25 protein-coding genes are annotated in these 21449 nt (G+C 63.7%); 10 read left to right on the top strand and 15 right to left on the bottom strand.

The annotated features are described in order from the left end of the window. Nucleotides 1-105: 105 nt before the first annotated feature. Nucleotides 106-1332, bottom strand: a complete 1227-nt coding sequence (locus CH286_RS05245; protein ID WP_094608574.1) for a sensor domain-containing protein — start codon at nt 1330-1332, stop codon at nt 106-108. 122 nt (nt 1333-1454) lie between these two features. Between CH286_RS05245 and CH286_RS05250 the strand changes: the two genes are divergently transcribed. Genes CH286_RS05250 through CH286_RS05260 form a run of 3 tightly spaced genes read left to right on the top strand, consistent with a single transcriptional unit; the run spans nt 1455 to nt 3594 of the window. Further along, a complete protein-coding gene (locus CH286_RS05250; protein WP_094608575.1) occupies nt 1455-2660 on the top strand; it encodes an MFS transporter in 1206 nt (401 codons plus the stop codon). A 14-nt stretch (nt 2661-2674) separates the two neighbouring features. Further along, nucleotides 2675-3031 (top strand): ArsR/SmtB family transcription factor, encoded by a 357-nt coding sequence (locus CH286_RS05255; protein WP_032376110.1) that lies wholly within the window; start codon nt 2675-2677, stop codon nt 3029-3031. 14 nt (nt 3032-3045) lie between these two features. Next, complete coding sequence (locus tag CH286_RS05260; RefSeq protein ID WP_094608576.1) at nt 3046-3594, top strand: copper resistance CopC family protein; 549 nt, start codon at nt 3046-3048, stop codon at nt 3592-3594. Nucleotides 3595-3616: 22 nt separating this feature from the next. Here the strand turns inward: CH286_RS05260 and CH286_RS05265 are convergent, their stop codons facing one another. Further along, nucleotides 3617-4312 (bottom strand): DsbA family protein, encoded by a 696-nt coding sequence (locus CH286_RS05265; protein WP_094608721.1) that lies wholly within the window; start codon nt 4310-4312, stop codon nt 3617-3619. A gap of 67 nt (nt 4313-4379) precedes the next feature. Here CH286_RS05265 and CH286_RS05270 point away from each other — a divergent pair, with 67 nt between their 5' ends. Then, nucleotides 4380-5123 (top strand): TetR/AcrR family transcriptional regulator, encoded by a 744-nt coding sequence (locus tag CH286_RS05270; RefSeq protein ID WP_094608577.1) that lies wholly within the window; start codon nt 4380-4382, stop codon nt 5121-5123. On the opposite strand, the gene CH286_RS05275 is transcribed toward CH286_RS05270, so the two are convergent. From CH286_RS05275 to CH286_RS05310, 8 genes are all read right to left on the bottom strand, one after another. After that, a complete protein-coding gene (locus CH286_RS05275) occupies nt 5096-6064 on the bottom strand; it encodes an AurF N-oxygenase family protein (RefSeq protein WP_037147063.1) in 969 nt (322 codons plus the stop codon). The genes CH286_RS05270 and CH286_RS05275 overlap by 28 nt on opposite strands. 184 nt (nt 6065-6248) lie before the next feature. Then, nucleotides 6249-6566 carry a hypothetical protein gene (locus tag CH286_RS05280; RefSeq protein ID WP_141215794.1) on the bottom strand — a complete coding sequence of 106 codons (318 nt, stop codon included), beginning with the start codon at nt 6564-6566 and terminating at the stop codon, nt 6249-6251. Nucleotides 6567-6663: 97 nt separating this feature from the next. After that, nucleotides 6664-7536 carry a DUF6282 family protein gene (locus tag CH286_RS05285; RefSeq protein ID WP_094608578.1) on the bottom strand — a complete coding sequence of 291 codons (873 nt, stop codon included), beginning with the start codon at nt 7534-7536 and terminating at the stop codon, nt 6664-6666. Next, nucleotides 7515-8195 carry an RraA family protein gene (locus tag CH286_RS05290; RefSeq protein WP_217902905.1) on the bottom strand — a complete coding sequence of 227 codons (681 nt, stop codon included), beginning with the start codon at nt 8193-8195 and terminating at the stop codon, nt 7515-7517. The genes CH286_RS05285 and CH286_RS05290 overlap by 22 nt, the downstream gene beginning before the upstream one ends. Then, complete coding sequence (locus CH286_RS05295; protein ID WP_094608580.1) at nt 8192-9277, bottom strand: isocitrate/isopropylmalate dehydrogenase family protein; 1086 nt, start codon at nt 9275-9277, stop codon at nt 8192-8194. The genes CH286_RS05290 and CH286_RS05295 overlap by 4 nt, the downstream gene beginning before the upstream one ends. Then, nucleotides 9274-10029, bottom strand: coding sequence for a hypothetical protein (locus tag CH286_RS05300; RefSeq protein WP_094608581.1), 756 nt, complete (start codon nt 10027-10029; stop codon nt 9274-9276). Before CH286_RS05300 ends, CH286_RS05295 begins: the two co-directional genes overlap by 4 nt. Next, on the bottom strand, nt 10026-10958 hold the full coding sequence (locus CH286_RS05305) for a nucleoid-structuring protein H-NS (RefSeq protein WP_176458144.1): 933 nt from the start codon (nt 10956-10958) through the stop codon (nt 10026-10028). The genes CH286_RS05300 and CH286_RS05305 overlap by 4 nt, the downstream gene beginning before the upstream one ends. Nucleotides 10959-11216: 258 nt before the next feature. After that, nucleotides 11217-12527: an MFS transporter gene (locus CH286_RS05310; protein WP_176458145.1), complete on the bottom strand. Its 1311-nt coding sequence runs from the start codon at nt 12525-12527 to the stop codon at nt 11217-11219. Between the two features lie 184 nt (nt 12528-12711). Between CH286_RS05310 and CH286_RS05315 the strand changes: the two genes are divergently transcribed. Both CH286_RS05315 and CH286_RS05320 read left to right on the top strand, forming a co-directional pair. Then, nucleotides 12712-13626, top strand: coding sequence for a LysR family transcriptional regulator (locus CH286_RS05315; protein WP_094608584.1), 915 nt, complete (start codon nt 12712-12714; stop codon nt 13624-13626). 124 nt (nt 13627-13750) lie between these two features. Further along, complete coding sequence (locus tag CH286_RS05320; RefSeq protein WP_032376103.1) at nt 13751-13960, top strand: tautomerase family protein; 210 nt, start codon at nt 13751-13753, stop codon at nt 13958-13960. Between the two features lie 38 nt (nt 13961-13998). Here CH286_RS05320 and CH286_RS05325 read toward each other — a convergent pair whose 3' ends face one another. After that, nucleotides 13999-14964, bottom strand: coding sequence for a LysR family transcriptional regulator (locus tag CH286_RS05325; RefSeq protein ID WP_052057803.1), 966 nt, complete (start codon nt 14962-14964; stop codon nt 13999-14001). A gap of 63 nt (nt 14965-15027) precedes the next feature. Between CH286_RS05325 and CH286_RS05330 the strand changes: the two genes are divergently transcribed. Both CH286_RS05330 and CH286_RS05335 read left to right on the top strand, forming a co-directional pair. Continuing rightward, nucleotides 15028-16275 carry an MFS transporter gene (locus CH286_RS05330; protein WP_176458146.1) on the top strand — a complete coding sequence of 416 codons (1248 nt, stop codon included), beginning with the start codon at nt 15028-15030 and terminating at the stop codon, nt 16273-16275. After that, a complete protein-coding gene (locus tag CH286_RS05335) occupies nt 16272-17708 on the top strand; it encodes an FAD-binding protein (RefSeq protein WP_176458147.1) in 1437 nt (478 codons plus the stop codon). The genes CH286_RS05330 and CH286_RS05335 overlap by 4 nt, the downstream gene beginning before the upstream one ends. Here CH286_RS05335 and CH286_RS05340 read toward each other — a convergent pair. Then, entirely contained in the window at nt 17635-18066 is a 432-nt protein-coding gene (locus CH286_RS05340; protein ID WP_141215797.1) for a hypothetical protein, read from the bottom strand. The genes CH286_RS05335 and CH286_RS05340 overlap by 74 nt on opposite strands. Nucleotides 18067-18249: 183 nt before the next feature. Here CH286_RS05340 and CH286_RS05345 point away from each other — a divergent pair, with 183 nt between their 5' ends. Both CH286_RS05345 and CH286_RS05350 read left to right on the top strand, forming a co-directional pair. Further along, nucleotides 18250-19098 carry a sensor domain-containing diguanylate cyclase gene (locus tag CH286_RS05345; RefSeq protein WP_176458148.1) on the top strand — a complete coding sequence of 283 codons (849 nt, stop codon included), beginning with the start codon at nt 18250-18252 and terminating at the stop codon, nt 19096-19098. A 106-nt stretch (nt 19099-19204) separates the two neighbouring features. Further along, complete coding sequence (locus tag CH286_RS05350; protein WP_094608588.1) at nt 19205-19906, top strand: class I SAM-dependent methyltransferase; 702 nt, start codon at nt 19205-19207, stop codon at nt 19904-19906. On the opposite strand, the gene CH286_RS28395 is transcribed toward CH286_RS05350, so the two are convergent. Genes CH286_RS28395 through CH286_RS05365 form a run of 3 tightly spaced genes read right to left on the bottom strand, consistent with a single transcriptional unit; the run spans nt 19847 to nt 21430 of the window. Beyond that, entirely contained in the window at nt 19847-20734 is an 888-nt protein-coding gene (locus CH286_RS28395) for a trypsin-like serine peptidase (RefSeq protein ID WP_094608589.1), read from the bottom strand. The two genes, CH286_RS05350 and CH286_RS28395, sit on opposite strands and share 60 nt — an antisense overlap. After that, nucleotides 20724-20984, bottom strand: a complete 261-nt coding sequence (locus CH286_RS05360) for a hypothetical protein (protein ID WP_037147071.1) — start codon at nt 20982-20984, stop codon at nt 20724-20726. Before CH286_RS05360 ends, CH286_RS28395 begins: the two co-directional genes overlap by 11 nt. Then, on the bottom strand, nt 20984-21430 hold the full coding sequence (locus CH286_RS05365; protein ID WP_141215798.1) for a DUF4414 domain-containing protein: 447 nt from the start codon (nt 21428-21430) through the stop codon (nt 20984-20986). Before CH286_RS05365 ends, CH286_RS05360 begins: the two co-directional genes overlap by 1 nt. Between the last annotated feature and the right edge of the window lie 19 nt (nt 21431-21449).

Below are 21449 nucleotides of genomic sequence, written 5' to 3' on the forward strand. Positions count from 1 at the left end.
CCCCCGCACCCGGCCAAGCACCCCCCCACCGCACCCGCATCCCGACGGCGGATGAATGCGACTCTGTTGCACTCTGACCGACTGGCACCCACATTGATCCGGATCTCAGGCGCGCTTGGACAAGTACATTCGTTCGTCTGCGATTCGCAGCAGTTGGTCCGGGTCGGTGGTCGGTTCCCAACTCCATCCGACGCTCACCGAAACCGGGATGTCGGTGCCATCGATGTCGTAGGTACCGGCGAGGAGGCCGCGGACTCGGTCTGCGAGGCGTTCGACTCCTTCGGCCGATCGGGCAGTGTGCAGCAGGGCGACGAATTCGTCTCCACCGATGCGGCAGGCCACATCGTCCGCACGCACGTTGTCGAGGATGCGACGGCCGATGGCGGCGAGCACGCGATCGCCCACTGCGTGCCCGAATTTATCGTTGATGGATTTGAACGCGTCGACGTCCACGAAGAGCATCCCGACCGGCCGATCGCTGGACATGTCTCTGAGACTGTTCAGCTCGGTCATCAGTCGTCGACGATTTCCCAGCGAGGTGAGGTCGTCGATCAACGCCTGTCGTTCGAGTCGCGCTTCAGCGGCCTTGCGTGCGGTGATGTCCTGGATCTGCGCGATGATCACGTCGCCGGATTCGTCGTCGCGCACCACGGTCGCGTTGCGCTGCACCCAGATGGTGGCACCGTCCTTGCGGATGTACCGCTTCTCCGACGCCACGTTCCTCAGAGTCCCGTCGGCCAATCCCTTCAGGTGTTCGTCGGCGAGGGGAATGTCGTCGGGATGGGTGATGTCACGAAAAGTTTTCTGCTGCAGTTCTTCTGCGGTGTAGCCGAGTAGTTCGCACAGGGCTTTGTTCACCTGGAGCCATCGTCCGTCGCGGGTCATCACAGCTTTGCCGATCGGGGCGTTCTCCATCGTGATTCGAAACAGTCGTATCGCGCGATCGCGCTCCCGTTCGATCTCGGCGCGCGCGCTGACGTCGACGACCAACGCGGTGAATCCGACGACGGTGCCGTCGACTATGTCGGGGACATAGGTGGCCTGGGTAACGCGCACAGCACCGTTGACGTCGATGAGCGTCCGATCGAACTGCTGCTGTTCACCGCCGAGCGCAGCGGTGATGTACGGCAAGTTCAGTTGATACAGCGCCTCGCCGAGCAGTTCACTGATGTGCTTACCGACCAGAACCGACGGCTCGATGCCGAAGTAGTTCGCATACACCTTGTTGGCGAAGACGTTCCGGAGACCGGAGTCCCAGTAGCCGATCATCGACGGCAACTGGTCGACGGCGCGGCGCATCACCTCGTTCGATGAATTACGCGTGACGGTCATGACCCACCTCGTTTACGACGCCGACTTCGCAACGGTACCGAAAGTTTTCGCAGTTGGCCTGCAAGAAGCACACATCAACACGCATGAGTGCGCAAGTGCGCACATATGTGTACGTTGAACACATGCTTCTCGCCAATCTCGCATTCCGACGCCTCTTCACGGCGCAGGTCGTCGCGCTGATCGGCACCGGATTGTTGACAGTGGCGCTGGGCCTGCTCGCCTACGACATCGCCGGCAGCTCCGCCGGAGCGGTCCTGGGCACCGCGCTGGCGATCAAGATGATCGCGTATGTCTTTGTCGCACCAATTGTTTCGTCCCTGACGAACGCACTCCCCCGCAAGCTCGTACTCGTCAGCGCGGATGCCGTGCGGGCACTCACAGCGGTGGCATTGCCCTTCATCGATCAGGTATGGCAGATCTACGTCCTGGTCTTCGTTCTGCAGGCGGCGTCGGCGACCTTCACGCCCACCTTCCAGGCCGTCATCCCGTCGGTCGTTCCGGACACACGCCAGTACACCCACGCACTGACGCTGTCCCGGCTCGCCTACGACCTCGAATCCTTGGTGAGCCCGTTGATCGCGGCGGCACTGTTGACGGTGATCAGCTTTCACACACTGTTCGTCGGGACGGCGCTGGGCTTCGTCGTCTCCGCGGTGATGGTGATCGGCACTCGTCTGCCGAAGCACGTTGCGGCCGAGCGCAACAGGCCGACCGACGGCATCACGACGTTCGTGAAAAGCCATGAACTGCAGGGCATGATGGCACTGAACACGGTGGTTGCCGCAGCGACGGCACTGGTGACCGTCAACTCCGTGGTCTACGTTCGCGATCTGTTCGGTGGCTCGAACAGTCAACTGGCGATAGCGCTCGGCTTCTACGGTGCCGGCTCGATGGTCGCAGCACTGTGCATCCCGCGAGCCCTCAGAGCCACCAACGATCACCGCCTCATGCTCACCGGTGCCGCAGTAGCCGTCGCGGGAACCGCCGCGGCAACGGCAGTCTCGACCCTGAGCGGAGGGCCGACGGCCTGGATTGCTCTCGCCACCACGTGGTCGATATTGGGCATCGGAACCTCGATGATCAACACGCCGTCGGCGAGAATTCTGCGTCGTGAATCCGACGAGAGAACTCGAACGTCGATCTTCACCGCGCAGTTCTCGCTGTCTCATGCGGCGTTTCTGTTCACGTATCCGGTCGCAGGATGGGTGGGCGCGCAATTCGGACAGTTCACCGCGGCGGCAGTGCTCACCGGCTTGGCTACACTTGCGGGACTGTCCGCAGCACGCCTGTGGAGTCGCTCCCGTGATCCGGTCGTCGTCTCCGCGTAGGGAGAAGACGTTCGATGCCACCGAAGAAGGAACCGCGCATCAGTCTCGACCATGCCGTCCAACCCGACTCCGCCCGCCTGGCGACTGCCAGTGACACCTTTCGAATGCTGTCCGATCCCACCCGACTCCACATCCTGTGGCTGCTCGATCGCGGTCCCGCGGACGTCAGCGCACTCACCACAGCCACCGGAACCTCGCGTACAGCCGTCAGCCAGCATCTGGCCAAACTCCGATTCACCGGACTCGTCGAGACCCGACGCGAGGGCCGCAACGTCATCTACCGCTTGGCCGACGGCCACCTCGCCCGTCTCGTGCGGGAGGGCCTCAATTTCGCCGACCACAAGGTAACCGGCGAACCTCCACACGAATAGCAAGGAAGCACTCGATGAAACGCCTGGCCGTTATTGCAGCCACAGTTCTCGCCGCGACGACACTGTCGATCGCTCCCGCGTCCGCGCACGCAGCTCTGCAGTCGAGCAATCCTGCCGAGAACGCCGCGCTCGACGCCGCGCCGGACGAGGTGACCTTGACGTTCAATCAGGCGGTGCAGTCGAACTTCGCCACCGTCACCGTCATCGCGCCCGACGGGATCGATTGGGCAGCATCGGATCCCGCTGTCGACGGCAGCACGGTGACGGTCGATCTCGACGGCCTCGGCGCGGCAGGCGAGTACGCCATCGGCTATCGAGTGGTCTCGGCCGACGGGCATCCGATCACCGGCAGTGTCCCGTTCCAGCTCACTCAGGCATCCCCGGCGGCGGCAACACCGCCGGCCACGGACCTGGACGTCACCAACGAGGCCGCGCAGGCCGCACCTCAGGACACCGAGGTGGTCGAGGACAACAGCGGCTTCCCGATCTGGATCGTTGCGGTCCTCGTGGTCGCGGTCGGTGCATCGGGTGTCCTGTTCGCGCTACGCAAGCGCACGCCGTGACGATCCACGAAAACCTTCGGTGTCAGGGTCGACCGGCCGGGCTGGAAACACCGAGATAGCCGTCGAGCTCGGCGCGCAATTCGTCCGCGGTGCTCGTGGCGCTTCCGATGGCAACCGGTGCGCGTCCGGGGACTTCGAGCACGACGGTCGGAAAGCCGCGCACTCCCCAGTTGCTCGCTCGCGCGAAGTCCGCTTCGGCTGCTGCCGTGGATGCGTCGGTGAAGGCTTCCGCTTCTGCTCGCCCGCCGTCGAGACCCACCCGGTCCGCCACGGCGCGATACGTCCGGGCATCGGACAGGCTCGCGCCCTCGAGATAGAAGGCGCTCTGGAGCGCCTGGGCGATCTCGACACTGCGATGCGGTGCCTGGGCACGCAAAGCTGCGAATCCGCGTGCGGCGTCGGTCGAATCCAGGACGAATTCTCCGTCGTCGACGAGGTCGCGGAACGCCGGGCCGAACTGTGCGCCCGTCAAGGCGGTGATTCGTTCGTTGGCGGCATGCAGTCCCGTGAAAGCGCCGATAGGCCCGACACGATTACCGACGAACAGTCCACCGGAGATCACCTCGATCGCCGCGGAGTCTGCACGCGATCGCGCGAAGTCGCCGAATGCAGCCTCGAAGCCATAGCACCAACCGCAGTACGCATCGAACACGTAGGTCAGCTTCGGAGCGGGTGTCGTCTCGTGCGCGTGGGGCGGGTTCTGTGCGTGGTCGGTCATGGTGCCAGCGTAGGAGCGGTGCCGAGGCATTGCACTCCCGGCCAGTGCGGACGTGAGAACATGCAGCATGAGCGACGGTGGGTCACGCCCCAAGTCCGACGGCCGCAAGCGGCGTTGGGAACAGCACAACACCGATCGTCGACGCCATATCATCGCGGCCGCCATGACGGTGCTGGCCCGCGATATCGCACCCGGTGAACGGCTCACCACCGCCCAGATTTCCGCGGAGGCCGGGGTCCATCGCACCGGGCTGTACCGACATTTTCGAGATCGCACCGACCTGGACACCGCCATTCAGCGGGCCATCTGCGACCAGTTGACGGCCGCCCTGGTCACCTCGTTCGAGTTGACCGGCACCCCACGCGATGTGGTGCATCGCACGGTGAGCACCTACGTGCGATGGGTTGCCGAACATCCCGCGTGGACGCGTTTCGTCGAACAGGATGTCAGCGCCGAATCGCCCACTCCCCTCGAAGAAACCAACGCGATGTTGGCCGAGCAACTGGAAGTGAGCGTTGCCGCGTTCCTCGCGATCGTGCACGCGGATCTCTCGCCCGAGGACTGGTCGCTGGTACGGCCGTGGGTGGCTGGACTGGTATCCGGCTGCATGGGCGCGGTACGCAGTTGGAGCGGGCAAACCGAATCACGTACCGGCCTGGACCATTTCGCCACGTTCCTGGCCGACACCATCTGGCTCCAGGTCAAGGGACTCGGTGCCTCCCGCGGTATCGCCATTCCCCAGGTCCCTCTCGAAACCGTCCCTCTCGACACCGTCCGAGAAGGTCAGCCGAACGACGGCTCACTGCGGTAGCGCGACGGCCGTCCGTCGATACCGAGAGCGCGCCATACTCGCTTCGAGACTCGGTTCATCAGTCCCAGTTCGCCGGCAAGCATGCGTACGTCACCGAAGGTGTCGCGCAGTATCTTTCGTGATGAGTCACTGTTCCACCACACGGCGTCCACTACCTCGTCGGGGATGTCGAGGTCGCGTCGCATCTGCTTGCTCGGTTTCATGATGACGTCGCACAGCAGTCGCATGATGACCGGCGTCAGGATCGAGATCGATGCCTTCTCGAAGGGGCCGAGGCGGGGAGCCTTGTACTGCAGGAACTGATGCGCGAAGCCGATGTGGCGGGCTTCCTCGGCGATGTGAATCTGCATCACGCGCTGGACCAGTGGGTGTCCGACGCTCCCGGCACGCAGAACGCCCTTCTGCATGTGGTCGATCGGCTCTTCTCCCGCGAGGACGCCGACGAAGAATCCGAACGGCGCAGATCGGCTGGCGAACAGTGCGAGCACCGGCACGATCTTGCGGAACCACGCCGGCCCGCCCGGCACGTCGATGCCGATGCGGTTCACCAGTTCCTGGAACATCTGCGTGTGGTGGCACTCTTCGGTGGCCTCGTGCGTCGAGTACCGGAATTCGGGTGAGTCGTTGGGCAGCGTCAGGGCGTAGTGCATGAGGCCGCTGATGAGGATCTGCTCGAACTGCAATCCCACCTTGACCATGCTGGCCTGGCGATACATGCCGATGTGGATCTGCCGGTCCAGGGGAAGTGACTTGTACCAGTCGGTGTGACCGAGCGGGTCCGCGTCGGGCAGCACCCAGCGCGGATCGTTGGGAACGATCGCGTACTCGGGCTCGTCCCACGGAATGTCGAGGAAGGCGTCGAAGTGCTGGTGCACCGATGCCGTCGACAGCGCATGCAAGGTGTCGCGGTAGTGCGTTCGTGAGTCGTCGACTGCAGTCATGGTGGTCCTTCCGCCTGCGTCCGAACAAGATGTACGAAGAATGTGTACGCAACACAGCGTCACACATAAACCCGGTTAGTGCAACGGACCGTCGCAGATACTCCAGGAATTCGCTTCGAAACGACGAAACCGGTCGACCGCTGTGCGGTCGACCGGCCTGGAGGACTCTCCGCGCGCCGTCGCTCTACAACACCATCGCAAGGAAGCCCGCGCCGACGATGATGCCGAGAATTCCGGTGCCGATGGCCAACGCCGTGTCGGTACGTTCGGCGCGCTCCCCGGTGAGGTCGGGGGTGCGGTCGGCCCACAGCGCTGCCGCGACGGCGATGATGCCGGCGGCAATACCCAGACCGGCGGCCCAGAACGAGACGATCGACAACGCGCCGAACATGACGGCAATCTCGGTTACCTGAGCGCGGGTACGAATACGTCGGTTCCACCACTTGGGCGACATGTCGTCGTCCATATCGTGGGCGTCGACATTCGGGGAGGTGACTGTCACGGTTATCTCCTTCCTCAGGCAGGCTGAGCTGGGGTTCGGTGCGCGAAAATACGCAACACCATTTTGGCACTCGACGACCGAGAGTGCCAATCCCCTGCTAGGACGCGATGAGTCTCGAGGGCCGTTCGACGAGCAGCTCACGAATCTCGCGCTCGGACACACCATTGCTCCGCAACCACGCTCGCGTCTCGGTCAGCCACTCCTCGATATCGGGACTGGCCGGCTGCCCGAGGTCGGAACTGAGGATCACCCGCGGATGCGCCCCGATGGCCGTCAGAAGTTCCTCAGGCGTCCGCCGTTTCAGGATGTACGTCAGACCGGTGAGTTCGATGAAGACCTGTTCGAGATCCGCGAGGGCACGGAGGTCGTCATCGGTCAGCCCCACGATGGGGTGAGTGGCGTGCGTGACGACGATGCGCGAAACTCCGTGCTCGACAGCACAATCGACGACGCGCATCACCTCGTCGCGCACGCAGTGACCGGTGGCCAACACAACCGGCAGATCGGCACAGGCGGCAATCACCTCGACGGTCTCGGGCAGCAAGCGGCCCCCGTCGTCACTCACACGTATGCCCACGCTGCGGGCACCGATGTCCGGATGGAACGCATCCTGCGACGGGGCGTGCGCGTGCCCTGTCAGTGTCGGCAGATAGATCAGCGGGCGAGCCGGAGAATCGGGCCCGTGGGTCAGTACTGCTTGCTCGACGACCCTCGGATCGAGACCACCCGCAAGATGATTGAGCACCACCGAACCCGATACCGGTAGTCCTCGCCTGCGAGCCTCCCAGGCGACCGCGGTGGTGGAGGCCAGGTGAGACTTGACCACCACCCATCCTGCGAGCCGCCGATACTCCTCACCCGCCTCCAGCACGGTGCGCCGTCGCCGCAGCGTGTCGACCCCGGCGTGATGGTGGATATCCACGACCTCCCGTTGCGCAGGGTCCACCATCACGGCCGTGCCGGCTCCCACGGTGTCGCATAGCCGAATTCGCTTCGCGCTCGGTCCAATCGAGCACCGGCCCGAACTGCGTCGGCGATGCGTCGTTCGGTTTCGTCGACCTGCGTTGCGCGCTCGGCCACCGCCTCCGCGATCGCCCGAGGAATCCGAATCGCACCGTTGTCGTCGGCGACGATCACATCGCCCGGGCTCACTCGCACCCCGTGTACATCGATGTCGTTGCCGGTTGCCGCGAGCGTGACGCGATTCTTTCCGCTGACCATCGACACCCCTGTGCTGAACAAGGGGTACCCGCGACTTCGGATCTCGGCGATGTCGCGGGCGGAACCGTGAATCACCGTGCCGGCGACACCGCGCTGCATGGCCACCGCGGTCAGGATGTTGCCCCAGTTGGTGCATTCGAGGCTGCCACCGTTGTCGACGACGATGACCGCCCCTGCGGGTACGTCGTCGATGTAGTTGGCGGCATTGTGGAAGGTTGTCGTATCTTCCACCGGCCCGTACGTGACGGTGTAGGCGACCCCGACCATGGTCACTCCCGGTACCCGACAAGCGATTCCGGTGAGCACACCCGGAATGCCGAGGCTGTCGAGGGCATCGGACACTGCGGCGGTGTCCGTGAGGCGGAGGCGATCGATCACGTCGTCGAGCGCGGGTGCGGGCAGTGTCACGATAGCTCCTCGATGATGGCCTTGGCGGCGATGGATGTGCTGGCGGAACCGCCGAGATCGTACGTAACGGTGGTCCCGGCACGGATGACGTTCGATACCGCGGTGCGAATTCGGGAGGCCGCGGTGTCCTCACCCAGATGCTCGGCGAGCTGCGCGATGGTCAGGATCATGGCCATCGGATTGGCTCGCCCGGCTCCTGCCATCCCGGGCGCGCTGCCGTGGACCGGCTCGAAGTAGCACCCACCGTCGCCGATGTTCGCGCTACTGGCCAATCCCAACCCTCCCATCACCCCCGCGCCGAGATCGGAGAGGATGTCTCCGAACATGTTCTCGGCGACGACGACGCCGAATCGCCCAGGGCTCTTGACCATCCACAGTGCGACGGCGTCCACGTTGGCGATCTCGAAGTCGATATCGGGGTAGTCGGCGGCAATGGTCTCGAGCCGTCCGCGCAGGAAGTTGCTGCTCTGCCGCAGCACATTCGGCTTGTCTGCGAGCGTGACGAGCGAGTGCCCACCCACCACCGCACGTTCGAAGGCGAAGCGCAGTAGCCGATCGATTCCTACCCGGGTCTGCAGGCGCAGACTGACACTGGTGTCCGCGGGTCCCGAGGCGGCCGCATTGGGGTGATTCGACACCAGATCCCAGAGTTCGCCGTCGAGTCCGTGGTAGTCGAATCCGGCATACAACCCCTCGGTGTTCTCGCGGACCACTTCGAAGGCGAAGGTGTCTGCGCGGTAATCCGTGACCGGACGCAGGTTGGCGTACAAGCCGAGTCGCTGCCGAAGCTGGATGACGGGCGATACGAATCGCACACCGGTGCCGCGAAGCTCCACGGGCAGTTCGGCCTCCGCCTCGCGCAACGGCTTGCTGGTGATCGCCGCGAGCAGACACCCGTCCGTCCGGTCGATGAGATCCCACGTCCGTTCCGGAACCGGGTTGCCCTCGGTCTGCCAGCAGGACCATCCGACGTCACCGAATTCGAGTGTCCAGTCGAGGCCTGCAGCAGCAATGATCGGCAGCGCTGCATCGGTCACCTCGGGACCGATACCGTCGCCGGGCAATACTGCAATGGTGGTCATGCCGCTCCTTCGATGTTGTGGCGGTTCGTGTCTCGCGCATCTGCGAATATCGGGTGGGCCGCGAGAGCGCGCGCGACGGCCGGCCAGTTGTCTCGATGTGGACGCATTCCGGATCGAGGGATATCGGCGATCACACCGTGTTCGGGTACACGAACGGTTGCCGTGGTGACCAATCTGGATTCCTGGCCGACGATCGCAAGCATCGGTCCTCGGTGATCCGCAACGACAGATTCGAGGTCGATGGAGGTCAGCATCGACATCCCCATCTCGATCCGGCGGCAGGCGTCGTCGATGTCGTCGATACGGGTTGCCGCACCCTCGACGGACGGAGACCGCACAGAGTGCGATCGGACGTAGAAGTCCAAGGTGCGTAGAGCGTCGTCGATCCTCCGGTGCCGGGCAAGTTCCGCTACCTCGCCGAGTCGCTGTGCCAGTGAGGCGTCGGCGATCGTCGGTGCCGACACGGTCAACACCGCGGCGTCGGGCCCTACCGCGGGCAACATTGCCTGAACCACTGCGCCGCCGAATGCGTTACCGCAGAACAGGTTCGATTCCGACAGCTCCGGTCGACGACGCAGCCATTCGGCGGCCACGTCGGCCACGGACATCGCGTCGTCCTCGAGAACGGCGAGGGTATCGACAAGCTCCACCGCGTAGCCCGCCGCCCGTAGCCAGGCGCTGATCGGATCGAAGAAACCCGGATCGAACACCGGTTGGACGGGCCCGAAGACCACGGCACGACCCCGCGTCACGAGGCGATACCGTGCAGGTCCCGGGCCGCGAGAACGGAGTCCCGATGGCTGCCGCGGAAGTGCTCACGCTGGTCGATGGACAGATCGAAGTGGCCCATCAGCAGATCGGTCATCGGAATTGCCGGCCGCGACTCCGCGACCGAGGCGGCAAGGAAATCCGAAAGCTCCAGTACGGTACCGAGATCCACTGCTCGTGAGTCGAGCGTGGGATCACGATCGAGGTATGCGATCCACTGCTCTGCGATGAGATTGCCCGCACCTTTGCCCATGCCGAGAACCGACGAGTCGATCCACGTGGCACCGCTGCCCGCAGCGGCGAGGGCGTTGGCGAGGGCCAATCCGAGATTGTTGTGGGCGTGCAGACCCGCCGCGGCCGGGGTGACGATCTCCACGAGATTGATCAGCGATCCGACATCCGAGGGGCGGAGGCTGCCGTTGGAGTCGGCCAGGTACACCACGTCCGCACCGGCCTCGCTGGCACGCAGTGAGAGATCGGCGATCTCCCGAGGTGCGAGACGGCTGACGCGAGTCAAGTTGGCGCACACGGTGAATCCCATGTCCTTGGCTGCCGTGAGCATCGCGAAATCGGACTCCGCCGGCGACTGCGTCAGGCACAACCGCATCAATCGCGCCCCCGCGTCGTACGATGCCGCCACGTCGGCGTAGCTCATGTTCTTCGGGTGTCCGATCAGACCGGTGTGATCGGGCCCGATGTGCTGCGCCAGTGCTCGCACGTAGTCCGGATCACCTCGCCCGGTCAGTCCGGTGCTCTTCGACGGATCGAAAGAGCCTTTGAGATAGGCGATTTCGACCCAGTCGAAGCCTGCATCGACGCTTCGCCGGGCGTGCTCGAGTGCATAGTCGAGTGTGAAGTTGAAACCGTTTCGATAGCCGCCGTCTCGCAGCGTCACATCGATGTTCGTGATCATGGAGCCCCCAGTCCGCTGAGAAAGTGTCGGATCGTGACACACGTTCTGCGGGAGGCGTCGTCGCGTCCCAGGGAGAAAGTTAGGAAAGCTATTCGAGTTGCGCAACCGGCGACGGGCAGTCGTGACCCGCACCACGAAACCGGCCGTGAACAGCGCGTTAACGATAGCTATGTACTCGGTAATGTCCCCAGGTGAAACGCGGGCTCCCCGGACCGACGGGCTGATCCGGGGAGCGTGATCCATGCATCCACTTTTGAATCAGGGATTGTGCTCGCGGGCACTGGACACGAAGACCACCGCCGCGATCAGCGAGGTGATACCGGCGAACCAGTAGAAGGTCTCGGTGATGCCGAGGTGTGTCGACACCAACCCCGCGATGATGGCGGGCACGGAGATCGCGATGTACGCGATCACGAAATACGCGGCCAGCACTTCGCCGCGCTGGGCATCGGGTGCCGCCTGGGTCACCCGTCGCGTTCCTGCCATGAAGGCGAGGCCGAAGCCGACACCGGTTGCGATGGCTCCGGCGAAGAAGGTCACCGAGGTGGACGTGGCAAGTCCGATCGAGGCAAGGACGAGGCCCACGATCAGCGCAGCAGATCCAACCAGTGCCGACGAGCGAATGGTGGCCGCGGGCCTGGTGAGATTCCAGATCAGTTGGCTGACCCCGCCGACGCCCTGAACGGCCAGGATGACCAGACCGGCCACCAGATGATTGTTGACGTGCAGAAGTTCCTTCGCGATGGTGCCGCCGAGCGCGAGATACAGGCCACCGACCGACCACGCCGCGGTCACGCTGAGTCCCCCGATGGCGAACTCGCGGCGGATACCCGCGGGCAGGCTCAGTCGCTGGATTCTGATCAGGCTGCTGCGCAACGACTGGCGATTCGCCACCGTCTCCGGAACCCAGATCGCGATCCCCACCAGAACCACCACGGACAGTCCGGCCACCACCAGGTACGGGGTCACCAACCGCGCCGGCGCCCACTGCGCCAACACGCCTGTGAGCACGGCACCGAAGGCGATGCCCGACGCCGTCGCCGTGCTGTTCACCAGGGACGCGACGCGATGATCGCGGCGAAAGTGCAACTCCGACAACGCAGCACCGGCAGCGCCGGTGAACACGCCGGTGGCGACACCCTGGATCGCACGGGCCGCGTACAGCCATCCCACGTTGTCTGCGAACACGAAAACCACCATGCTCGCCGCCAGGACTCCGATGCTGCCGAGCATCACCGGACGCCTGCCGATGCGATCGGACAGACCGCCCATCGTCAGCAAGGCGAGCAGCACACCGCCCGCGTAGATCCCGTAGATGAGGGTGATCGTGGTGGCCGAGAATCCCCAGTTCGCCTGGTAGTCGACGTACAGAGGCGAGGGTGTTCCGCTGGCGGCCAGGGCCAGCGCGGTGGCGGCGGTGACCAGCCAGAAGGACAGGCGCGATGCCGGCCGGGCAGGCGTGGCTGCAGAGGCCGCCTCGATCGCATCTTCGACCAACGCGGATCCGACGACATCGTTCGATGCGAATGCGGCAGTGTCGCCGCTACTGGTACGTGCAGTGGATGTCACGAGAATGCTCCGTTCGCGTGCTCGTCGTGTACGCACGAGTGATGTGAATGCAGATGGACCGACACGGCGGTGTGTCGACCTAGACGAGGCTAGCGACAGGAGATCGGTATCGGGTAAGACCGAATCAGCGTAGGGGGTATAGCCTAGGGGCTATGTCTCTAGGATATGGCCCGGCGAGCCGAAGATGACCGACCTCGACGAGATCGCCATGCGCCATCTCCGCTACTTCCTCACCGTGGTCCGTGAGGGCAGCGTGTCTGCGGCAGCCAAGGAATTGCGTATCGCCCAGCCGAGTCTGAGCAATCAGCTGCGCAAGCTCGAAGCGCGTGTCGGCGTCGAACTGTTCGCCCGCTCGGCCGGCGGGATGACCCTGACGCCTGCCGGCAGAATCTTCCTCGACGGCGTGGAGACCATTCCCACCCAGTTCAGAGCGGCAGTTGCCAATGCTATGCGAGCAGAACACAACTGGTCGATCGGGGTGTGCTCGGGCGTTCCGTCGCACGTCATCGAGTTGGTGGAACGAGCGCTCGAGCGACAGGCACGGGATGCAATGGGAACCTCGGCCAGCATCGAACTGCGCTCGGCCGGCTCGACGCGACAGGCCACACTGCTCGAGCACGGAGAGCTCAGCTTCGGGCTCGCGCGCTTGCCGCTCGACAACGACCGGCTGGTCGCCGCGCAGGTGTGGCGCGAGGAGCTGGGCGTCGTGGTGGGCAAACACCACCCGTTCGCCGCCGGCCCCACCGTCACGTGGTCGCAGCTCGTCACTCAACGACTTCTGTGGTTCGACACCGCGAAGGCCCCGCTCTACGCAAGCTCACTCCTCACCGCCCTGCATGCGGCCGGCTGGGCACCTGACCTCGTGGTTGCCGACACCAGCCGCCACATCTTGTTCCAGCATCTCCTGCAGACCAACCCCGATCTGGTGTCGTTGCGGCCACGGTCGGCGATCGAACCGGATCCCATCCTGCAGTGGAAATCGATCTCCGACGGGCCCGCGCTGGAGGAGAGGCTCGGCCTCACCGCCATGCAGGGAACCGACTACGCCGAGATCGTGCAACGCGCGGCTTTGGCAAGCGGATGGCTGTCCGGGGTATAGCAGTTTCGATATGTGACAACGGCCACTTGCCGGTACATGGCTCGGTACACACTGTTAGCGTCGGCAGCGTTCACAGCGGTCGGATCGACCGGCCGACATTTCCCTCCCGTTGTCAGGAGCTGCAATGCCGATACTGCACATCGTTCAAACCCCCGGACAGTCGCCCGAGGTGAAGAAGGAACTGCTGGAGAAGCTGACGTCGACCTACGTCGAGGTCACCGGCGCAAAGCCCGCCAGTGTCTGGGCGACCATCGAAGAGGTGTCGAAAGACGACTGGTCGATCGGCGGCGAGACGCTGGCCGATCGCGCCGCGAAGGCAGCGCTGAGTTCGTAACCCGCGCAACGTGACCGGATCGACCGAAGGCGTGTTGTTCAGCGCTTTCGGTCGATCCGCTTCGGATCGATCGTCGGAGCTCCCGAGAACTGGTGCCGCCGAGAAACGATGAAATCGCGGAACAGCTCCACCGGTGGCGGCAAGGTCCGATCGCGCAGCCACACCAGTCCGATTTCTCGGAACGCATCCTGATCGATCAGTTCCAGCTCGACGATATTGGGCCACCGAGCGGCCGTCGGCGGCATCACCGCGACACCGAGTCCGGAGCTCACCAACCCACGGATCGTCTCGGACTCTCTGCTCGTGAACACCACATTGGGACTGAAATCAGCTCGAGTACACAGCTTTCGCACTATATCGCTGATCCAGTAGAAGTCGGGGAAGCCGATGAACGCTTCGCCCTGAACCTCGCGCAGCAACACCGAACGCTGCTGCGCGAGTCGATGACCGCGCGGCACCAGCAGGCGGAGGTACTGGATTTGCACCGTCACCGTCTCGATTTCAGGAGACGACGGGGGCGGTGAGATGAGTGTGAGGTCGATTGCATTGCGCCTCAATGCATCCAGAAGGTCTTCACCGCTTCCCTGCATCAAGTCGATCGACACCCGGGGGTATCGAGTATGGAAGTCGCGGACTATGCGCGGAACGGCATCGCCACCCATGGTGAGCGGAAAGCCGAAAGACACCTTTCCTCGACCGGGGTCGACTGCCTCGAGTGTGTGCGCAATTCCCGCTTCGATCTCCTCGACGGCACGTTCGACGTACTGAGCGAAGATCTTGCCGGCCGGCGTGAGGCGCACCGAACGGCCACGTCTCACGAACAGTTGGATGCCGAGTTCTTCCTCGAGCCGGGCCAACGACCGACTCATCGTAGGCTGCGGAACACCCAGCGCAGCAGCAGCATTGGTCATGTGTTCGGATTTCGCAACCGCTGCGAACTGCGCCAGCTTGGGCATCAGATCCGCAGCTGCCACCGCCGCGCCGGTCTCCCCCTCATGCATCATTGCATGGACAATAGGTCAATTGATCATTGGACGCATCTGCAGCATCTGCTTACTGTCGCAGCCATGACCAACGACACCGCCACTGCCTCGTCGAACCGTCGGAGCACTGGACTCCTGGTTCCGAGCGACCCTCGGTATCGGCGTGCGATGGTGGCTCTTTTCAGTGCCGGCGTGAGCGTGTTCCTGCTGCTGTACGTGACCCAGGGTCTGTTGCCACAGTTGGCATCCGGACTTCACGTGACTCCGGTGATCGCCAGTCTCACCATCTCGGCCACCACCGCAGGCGTTGCCATCGGACTCATCCCCATGAGCAGCCTGTCCGAAATCGTCGGGCGCGTACCGGTGATGACGGCGTCGATCTTCACCGCCGCTGCCATCGGAGTGTTACTTCCACTGTCTCCCAATGCATGGTGGCTGATCTCGCTGCGTGCCGTCCAGGGATTGGCATTGGCCGGCCTGCCCGCCACCGCGATGGCATACCTGGCCGATCGAGTCGACCCGCGGTACACCACCGCCGCGATCGGGATCTATCTGTCCGGCAACAGTATCGGAGGACTCGGCTCGAGGTTCCTTGCGGGTGTGGTCTCGGAATACGCGGGCTGGCGGATCGCTCTGGGCGTTCTCGGATTCACCTCCATGGCGTGTGCCGTCGTTTTTCGGCTACTCATACCCGGCGAGGGCGCTCGACCGGAACAACGCCTGACTCCCCGAGCTCTGGTGAGAACACTCGGCCTCCACTTGCGAAACCCCCTGCTGTTGCGCTTGTATCTCCTCGGCGCACTGTTCATGGTGGTGTTCGGCGCGGTGTACACGGTTCTGGGATTCCGTTTGGAGGCAGATCCTTTCGGTCTCACCGAGGGTGCCGTCGGAGCGTTCTTCCTCATTTACCTGGTCGGAACAGTCATCAGCCCGCGCGTGGGCCGCGTCGCCGGAAAGATCGGCGTGAACCGGACGCTTCTCGCCGGTGCAGCTCTGGCAGCAGTGGGAACCGTGGTGACGCGTGCCGATTCACTGATCTCCATCGCGATCGGCCTGTCGATCGTCACCGCCGGATTCTTCACCGGCCACGTCGTGGCATCGGCGAGCGCAAGCTCCTCGGTGTCCACCGCACGAGCGCAGGCATCGGCTCTCTACCTCACCGTCTACTACGTGGCCAACAGTGTGGGTGCCACCGTCGCCACCGCCACGTTCCATTCCCACGGATGGAACGGCGTCACCGTTCTGTGCCTGTGCTGCATGGCGCTCGCCGCAATCGTCGCACTGACGCTCCCCAGGAAAGTTCGACCGACCGAGAACGAGGACTTGTCATGAAGCATGTGGATGTGATCGTCATCGGCTGCGGTGCGGCCGGATTGGCCAGTGCCGTCAGCATTCTGGAGCACTCACCGGGCTCACAACTGTTGGTTCTCGAGCGCGCGTCGGTACGCCATCGCGGTGGCAACACGGCATGGACATCGTCGTTCTTTCGTACGACCGCAGAGGGTGACCCGTCGATCGATTTCGTCGAGCGAATGCACTCGTTGAGCGAGGGACGGACCCCGAGCGAGCACATCGACGCCCTCGCTCTGGGATGCCGACAGACCATCGAATGGTTGAGCGGCACACACGACATCCGATTCGTCACCGACAACACGTACTTCCTCACATCCAAGGGTCCGCGGCTCATGCCGCAGGGCGGTGGAGCATCGATCGTCGAGAAGCTGGTGCAGTCGGCCGAACGACTCGGAGCCCAATTCCGCTACGAATCGAAGGTGATCGGACTGTCTCGACTCGACGAAGGCTGGGAGGTGACGATCGACGGACCCGACGGTGCATACGACGTGCGGGCCGCCCATGTAGTGGTTGCAGCGGGCGGCTTCGAGGGGTCACCCGACCTGCGGAAACGCTACCTCGGCCCCACGGCCGAGGCCATGCGGACCATCGCCCCGGGCGGCAACTACAACGACGGCGCATGCATCGAACTCGCCGTGGACAACGGCGCAGCCCGCGGGGGCCAATACGACCGTTTCCACGGTGAGCCGACCGATGCACGGTCCACTCGGCCCGAAGCGCTGGTGATGGCGTACCCCTACGGCATCGTCGTCGACTCTCACGGTCGGCGGTTCCTCGACGAAGGGTCCGACTCACCCGACAACACCTTCGAGGAGCTGGCCTACCGGATCTGGCGCGACGCACACCAAAGTGCTTACCTCATAGCCGATTCCCGGCTGCTCGACATCGTCGGTATCGACCGGGCGATCCTCACCGACCGCCCGCCGTACACCGCGTCGACAGTTGCCGGGTTGGCCGAGCGTATCGACGTACCGGTCGACGAGCTCGAATGGACGATCTCTCGGTTCAACGATGCCTGCACCACAGGGGAATTCGACGCACACTCCTGCGATGGCCTCGGCACACAGGGGCTGTTTCCGCCCAAATCGAACTGGGCCCGGCCACTGACCGAGGCACCGTTTCTCGCCTGGCCATTGGCGTGCGTCATCACCTTCACCTTCGGTGGACTGGCGACGGATGCATCGGGACGAGTTCTGGACACCGCAGGCAGTGCTGTCCCCGGCCTGTATGCAGTAGGCGAATCTGCTGGGATCTACTACAACACCTACCCAGGAGCCACCTCGGTACTCCGCGCCCTGAACGGGGGGCGCCTACTGGGCTCCACCATCGCGACCGCCATCATCCCCACAGAAGACGCTGCCCCACAACCGCTCTCATCGGACCGAGATCGAATGTCTTCGCATCCGGCATGAGGTAGGGCACGAGAATGCGCATCGCGTATTCGCGGTGTTCGAGCAGAACCTCGAGATGAGTGTCCGACGCCCCCTCGACGGTCGCGTCGGACACGATGGCGTACGAGCGAAGATCGTCGGACGTCGCCCGTAGCCGACCGACGAGTTGCTGATGAACCGACATGGTCGACGACGCATCCGCCTGCCCCTCCGAAGGAAAAACCCTCTGACCGAGCGAGATGTGATTGACGACAGCCACCGGTTCGAGTCCCCACCTCTCGCTGATTCGTTCGGCGGCGATCTCGACACACACGTCGAGTAGATCGTCGAAATCTTCTTGGCACTCGGCGCTCGTCACTTCTCGCCACTTCGTCATCATCGAAAACCCCCATCGACAGCCGGCTGCCCCACTACTTCGACGGTGCCCGAGCGCAAACGGTTCCCAAAAGTCGTACATTCGTGCCAGTTTTGCTGCCTTCCAGCAGACGCACGTGCCGATGAGCTCGACCCGACCTCGACTAGACTGCCGATGCAGGAAGGGGAGAAAGCAGGTCGTTGCGTCGTGGAGGATCACTGGTACCGGCGCGTGTTCGCCTCCAGCCCCGTGGCGCAGGCCCTCTCCGACGCCGATGGATTGTTCGTCGACGTCAATACTGCCTACTGCGAACTCGTCGGCTTGTCCTCCTCAGAACTGTTGGGTCGATCCGCGACGGTGCACACTCACCCGGATGACCTCGCGCTCCACGGCAGCGTCGAGGATCTGATGGCCGCCGGGACGGCCGCGGACAAATCCGTGAAGGTCGAGGTGAGGTTCCTTCGACCGAACGACGAGATTCGCTGGGTTCTCCTGACTCTGGTTCCTTTCACCGGTCCGTCCGATGCCGAGTGGACTCTCGCTGCCGCTCTCGATATCACCGAACGAAAGGAAGTCGAGGACGGCATCCTGCGCGCGTCCCGAACAGATCAGCTGACCGGTGCACTCAACCGTCGCGGCTGGTCGGACTACGCGGTATCCGTCGTCGACGGCGATTCGGTCGACACCGTCGTTGCGGTTCTCGATCTGGACCATTTCAAACAGTTCAACGACAACTTCGGCCACGCAGCCGGCGACGCGTTGCTCCGCGACTTCGCGTCGACAGCCCGTGAGTGCATAGGCGTCGATGGACTCATAGCACGTTGGGGCGGTGAGGAATTCGTGATCACTCTGCGCAACTGCGATCGTCGGGGCGCTCTTCGAACACTCGAGGCTCTTGCAGCCGCCACCACGCCGTCGGGTGTGACGTTCTCGGCCGGATACACGCTCCAGCGACCGAACGAAGGTCTTCGCCACACACTCGACAGAGCCGACGCATTGATGTTTCAGGCGAAGCGCGCCGGCCGCAATCGAATGGTCACCGACGCACCTCGCTGAGATAGTGCGAGCGCTTCGTGAAACTTGCCGATCCCGCAAATTTACTTGCCATACACTGTGTGAGCTGACACTCTGGCATTTGTACGCCACCGGGAGAGGACGATCGATGACTCACGCATTCGACAAGGACTACTGGGAGCACCATTGGGATGACAGAACATCCCATACCGTCGCAGCGAATCCGTACCTCGTGGAGGAAACAGCAGGGTCGACACCTGGCACCGCGCTCGACGCAGGCTGCGGCGCGGGAGCGGAGGCGATCTGGCTGGCCAGGCAGGGTTGGCGGGTCACGGGTGCCGACATCTCCGCCGCCGCTCTCGCCACCGCCGCGCAGCAGGCCGAGGTGGCGGGCGTCGATGTCACCTGGATCGAAGCCGATCTGACCACCTGGAGTCCTGACGAGCGATGGGACTTGGTGATGACCCACTACGCGCATCCGTCGATTCCGCAATTGGACTTCTATCGACACATCGCGCAGTGGGTGGCACCGGGCGGTTCGTTGCTCATCGTCGGGCACCTGCACGACGGCGGGCATCACCATTCACACGGAGACGACGAGCAGCCGCCGCACGAGGCCACCGTCACCGCGAAAGACATCACTGCTCTGTTCGACGCCTCCTGGCGCATCGACACGGCGGCCGAACGTTCCAGGACCGTCGTCGGTACCGGTGTGCACTCGAAAACGTTGCGCGACGCGGTGGTTCGCGTCACGCGCACCACTTCTCACGCAACGACGGCAGGACCGGATTCAGCTGGACCCGAACGGAACGACGGCGTCGGCAGCGGGGAGAGTTTCAGACCAACGTAGGAGTCTTTCCGACTGCGCGCGCACCAACGACGTGCCAGCGTTTAATGTTGCAAATCCACTGCTGTGTACTGCGATCGCTGTTGTCGGGTCGGAGTTGGCAACTACTGGTGAACCACTCTGGCCTTCCGCTGTGTCCAGGTCGTAATCGACGGTGCCTTCTGACACCGACGTCACCGATCCGTGCGCCGTCCACATGAAGGAAGGGTATTTGTCGAGCGGGTAACCGGTCGATGCGAGACCCTCACCTACAGGCAGGGGATCCATGGACGGCCCTGGCCTCAGCCAGCCGATGGTGTCACCGACAGAGCAATCGAGCTGCAGGGCACCGAGATCGAAGCGGGTCGACCGGTCGGCCGAGAACTGCGGATGCACACTGGCTTTCACCCAGCCGCACCGACCGAACGGCGGAGCACCGCCGTCCACGGCAGGAAATATCTCGAAGTCGCTGTTCCACCCCGACTCACTCAGTAGGCAGTGTGCCGACGTAGCGAGAGAGCGCGGGCCGTAGAGGAAACCGGTACACGACCGCTGCTGTCCCGCAGCGTCAGTTGCCACGACGAATGCCGTTGTCCTGGAGGGGAAAGATGACGGATTGGGTGTACGCACGCGATCATCGGTGCCGATGATCGTGCGGGTCGACACCGACGGATGCGTACCGACGTAACTATCGCCTCGGGCAGCAGAGGACGACCAAGAGTCGGGAATTGTTGCGGCAGCATTCCAGATCGACGTCTCCGGTGCCGGTGCTGCCGATGCGGGTTGATGCATCGAGCTCAGTGCCGTCGCGGCGAGAAATGTAGCCGCGACGGCAACTCGGCTATAGAACATCGGCCACGAACACAACTGCCGTTCCAATGGTGAACAACCCCCACACGATGCCGAAGAACGTCGTGCTGTCCTTCGTCCAGGCCCAGTAGGTCAGAAACCCGAACACGATCGCCAGCAGGCCGAAAACGATCGTGTACAGCGCGGTTTCGTGGCCGACGAACAGCTGCGTCACCGCCAATATGCCGGCGGCAGCGATGCCGCCGGCGAAGGTCCGGGTCACACCGAGTTCGGGTGCTGGTGATTCGGTCATCAGTTGATGATGCCCTTGAGTGCGTCGTACAGGGCCGCTGTGCCGAGTCCTCCCGGAATCGCGCACAGGAATGGATTCCGGACGCACCAACCGTTGAATGAGCTGTACCCACTGCGAACAGCGGATGCGAGTGCGTTGTAGACCGCGGGACCGGCAGTCCGTGCGCCCGCGACGATCGCGCGCGCCGCTGCTACGGCCAAGAAGCCCCATTCCTCGGAGCCCTCGGGTGCCGTCGTCGCATTCAGATTGTCGATTTCACGGGCGATCTGTTCCCGCAGTTCCGGTGGTAGCGACGCTGGGTCGATCGTGTCGGTCGGTGATTGCGGAGTGACTACGGGAGCCTGCGTAATCGGTTGTGCAACAGCTGTTCCTGCCGCCGCGGTGGCAGCTGAGAGTGCGACGGTGCCGATGATCGCGGCAGATGCCAGTCGAGTCTGAATCTTCACGTGTTTTCCGTTCCGTTCA

The sequence above is a fragment of the Rhodococcus sp. WWJCD1 genome (genome assembly GCF_002258735.1).
Classification (GTDB): Bacteria; Actinomycetota; Actinomycetes; order Mycobacteriales; family Mycobacteriaceae; genus Rhodococcoides.

Excerpts from the sequence above, each read along its gene's own strand:
- CH286_RS05330 (WP_176458146.1), top strand. The coding sequence starts at position 15,028 with ATGACCAACGACACCGCCACTGCCTCGTCGAACCGTCGGAGCACTGGA.
- CH286_RS28395 (WP_094608589.1), bottom strand. The coding sequence starts at position 20,734 with ATGTTCTATAGCCGAGTTGCCGTCGCGGCTACATTTCTCGCCGCGACG.
- CH286_RS05305 (WP_176458144.1), bottom strand. The coding sequence starts at position 10,958 with ATGATCACGAACATCGATGTGACGCTGCGAGACGGCGGCTATCGAAAC.
- CH286_RS05295 (WP_094608580.1), bottom strand. The coding sequence starts at position 9,277 with ATGACCACCATTGCAGTATTGCCCGGCGACGGTATCGGTCCCGAGGTG.
- CH286_RS05275 (WP_037147063.1), bottom strand. The coding sequence starts at position 6,064 with ATGACTGCAGTCGACGACTCACGAACGCACTACCGCGACACCTTGCAT.
- CH286_RS05250 (WP_094608575.1), top strand. The coding sequence starts at position 1,455 with ATGCTTCTCGCCAATCTCGCATTCCGACGCCTCTTCACGGCGCAGGTC.
- CH286_RS05270 (WP_094608577.1), top strand. The coding sequence starts at position 4,380 with ATGAGCGACGGTGGGTCACGCCCCAAGTCCGACGGCCGCAAGCGGCGT.
- CH286_RS05360 (WP_037147071.1), bottom strand. The coding sequence starts at position 20,984 with ATGACCGAATCACCAGCACCCGAACTCGGTGTGACCCGGACCTTCGCC.
- CH286_RS05315 (WP_094608584.1), top strand. The coding sequence starts at position 12,712 with ATGACCGACCTCGACGAGATCGCCATGCGCCATCTCCGCTACTTCCTC.
- CH286_RS05260 (WP_094608576.1), top strand. The coding sequence starts at position 3,046 with ATGAAACGCCTGGCCGTTATTGCAGCCACAGTTCTCGCCGCGACGACA.
- CH286_RS05255 (WP_032376110.1), top strand. The coding sequence starts at position 2,675 with ATGCCACCGAAGAAGGAACCGCGCATCAGTCTCGACCATGCCGTCCAA.
- CH286_RS05265 (WP_094608721.1), bottom strand. The coding sequence starts at position 4,312 with ATGACCGACCACGCACAGAACCCGCCCCACGCGCACGAGACGACACCC.
- CH286_RS05320 (WP_032376103.1), top strand. The coding sequence starts at position 13,751 with ATGCCGATACTGCACATCGTTCAAACCCCCGGACAGTCGCCCGAGGTG.
- CH286_RS05350 (WP_094608588.1), top strand. The coding sequence starts at position 19,205 with ATGACTCACGCATTCGACAAGGACTACTGGGAGCACCATTGGGATGAC.
- CH286_RS05245 (WP_094608574.1), bottom strand. The coding sequence starts at position 1,332 with ATGACCGTCACGCGTAATTCATCGAACGAGGTGATGCGCCGCGCCGTC.
- CH286_RS05335 (WP_176458147.1), top strand. The coding sequence starts at position 16,272 with ATGAAGCATGTGGATGTGATCGTCATCGGCTGCGGTGCGGCCGGATTG.
- CH286_RS05340 (WP_141215797.1), bottom strand. The coding sequence starts at position 18,066 with ATGATGACGAAGTGGCGAGAAGTGACGAGCGCCGAGTGCCAAGAAGAT.
- CH286_RS05325 (WP_052057803.1), bottom strand. The coding sequence starts at position 14,964 with ATGATGCATGAGGGGGAGACCGGCGCGGCGGTGGCAGCTGCGGATCTG.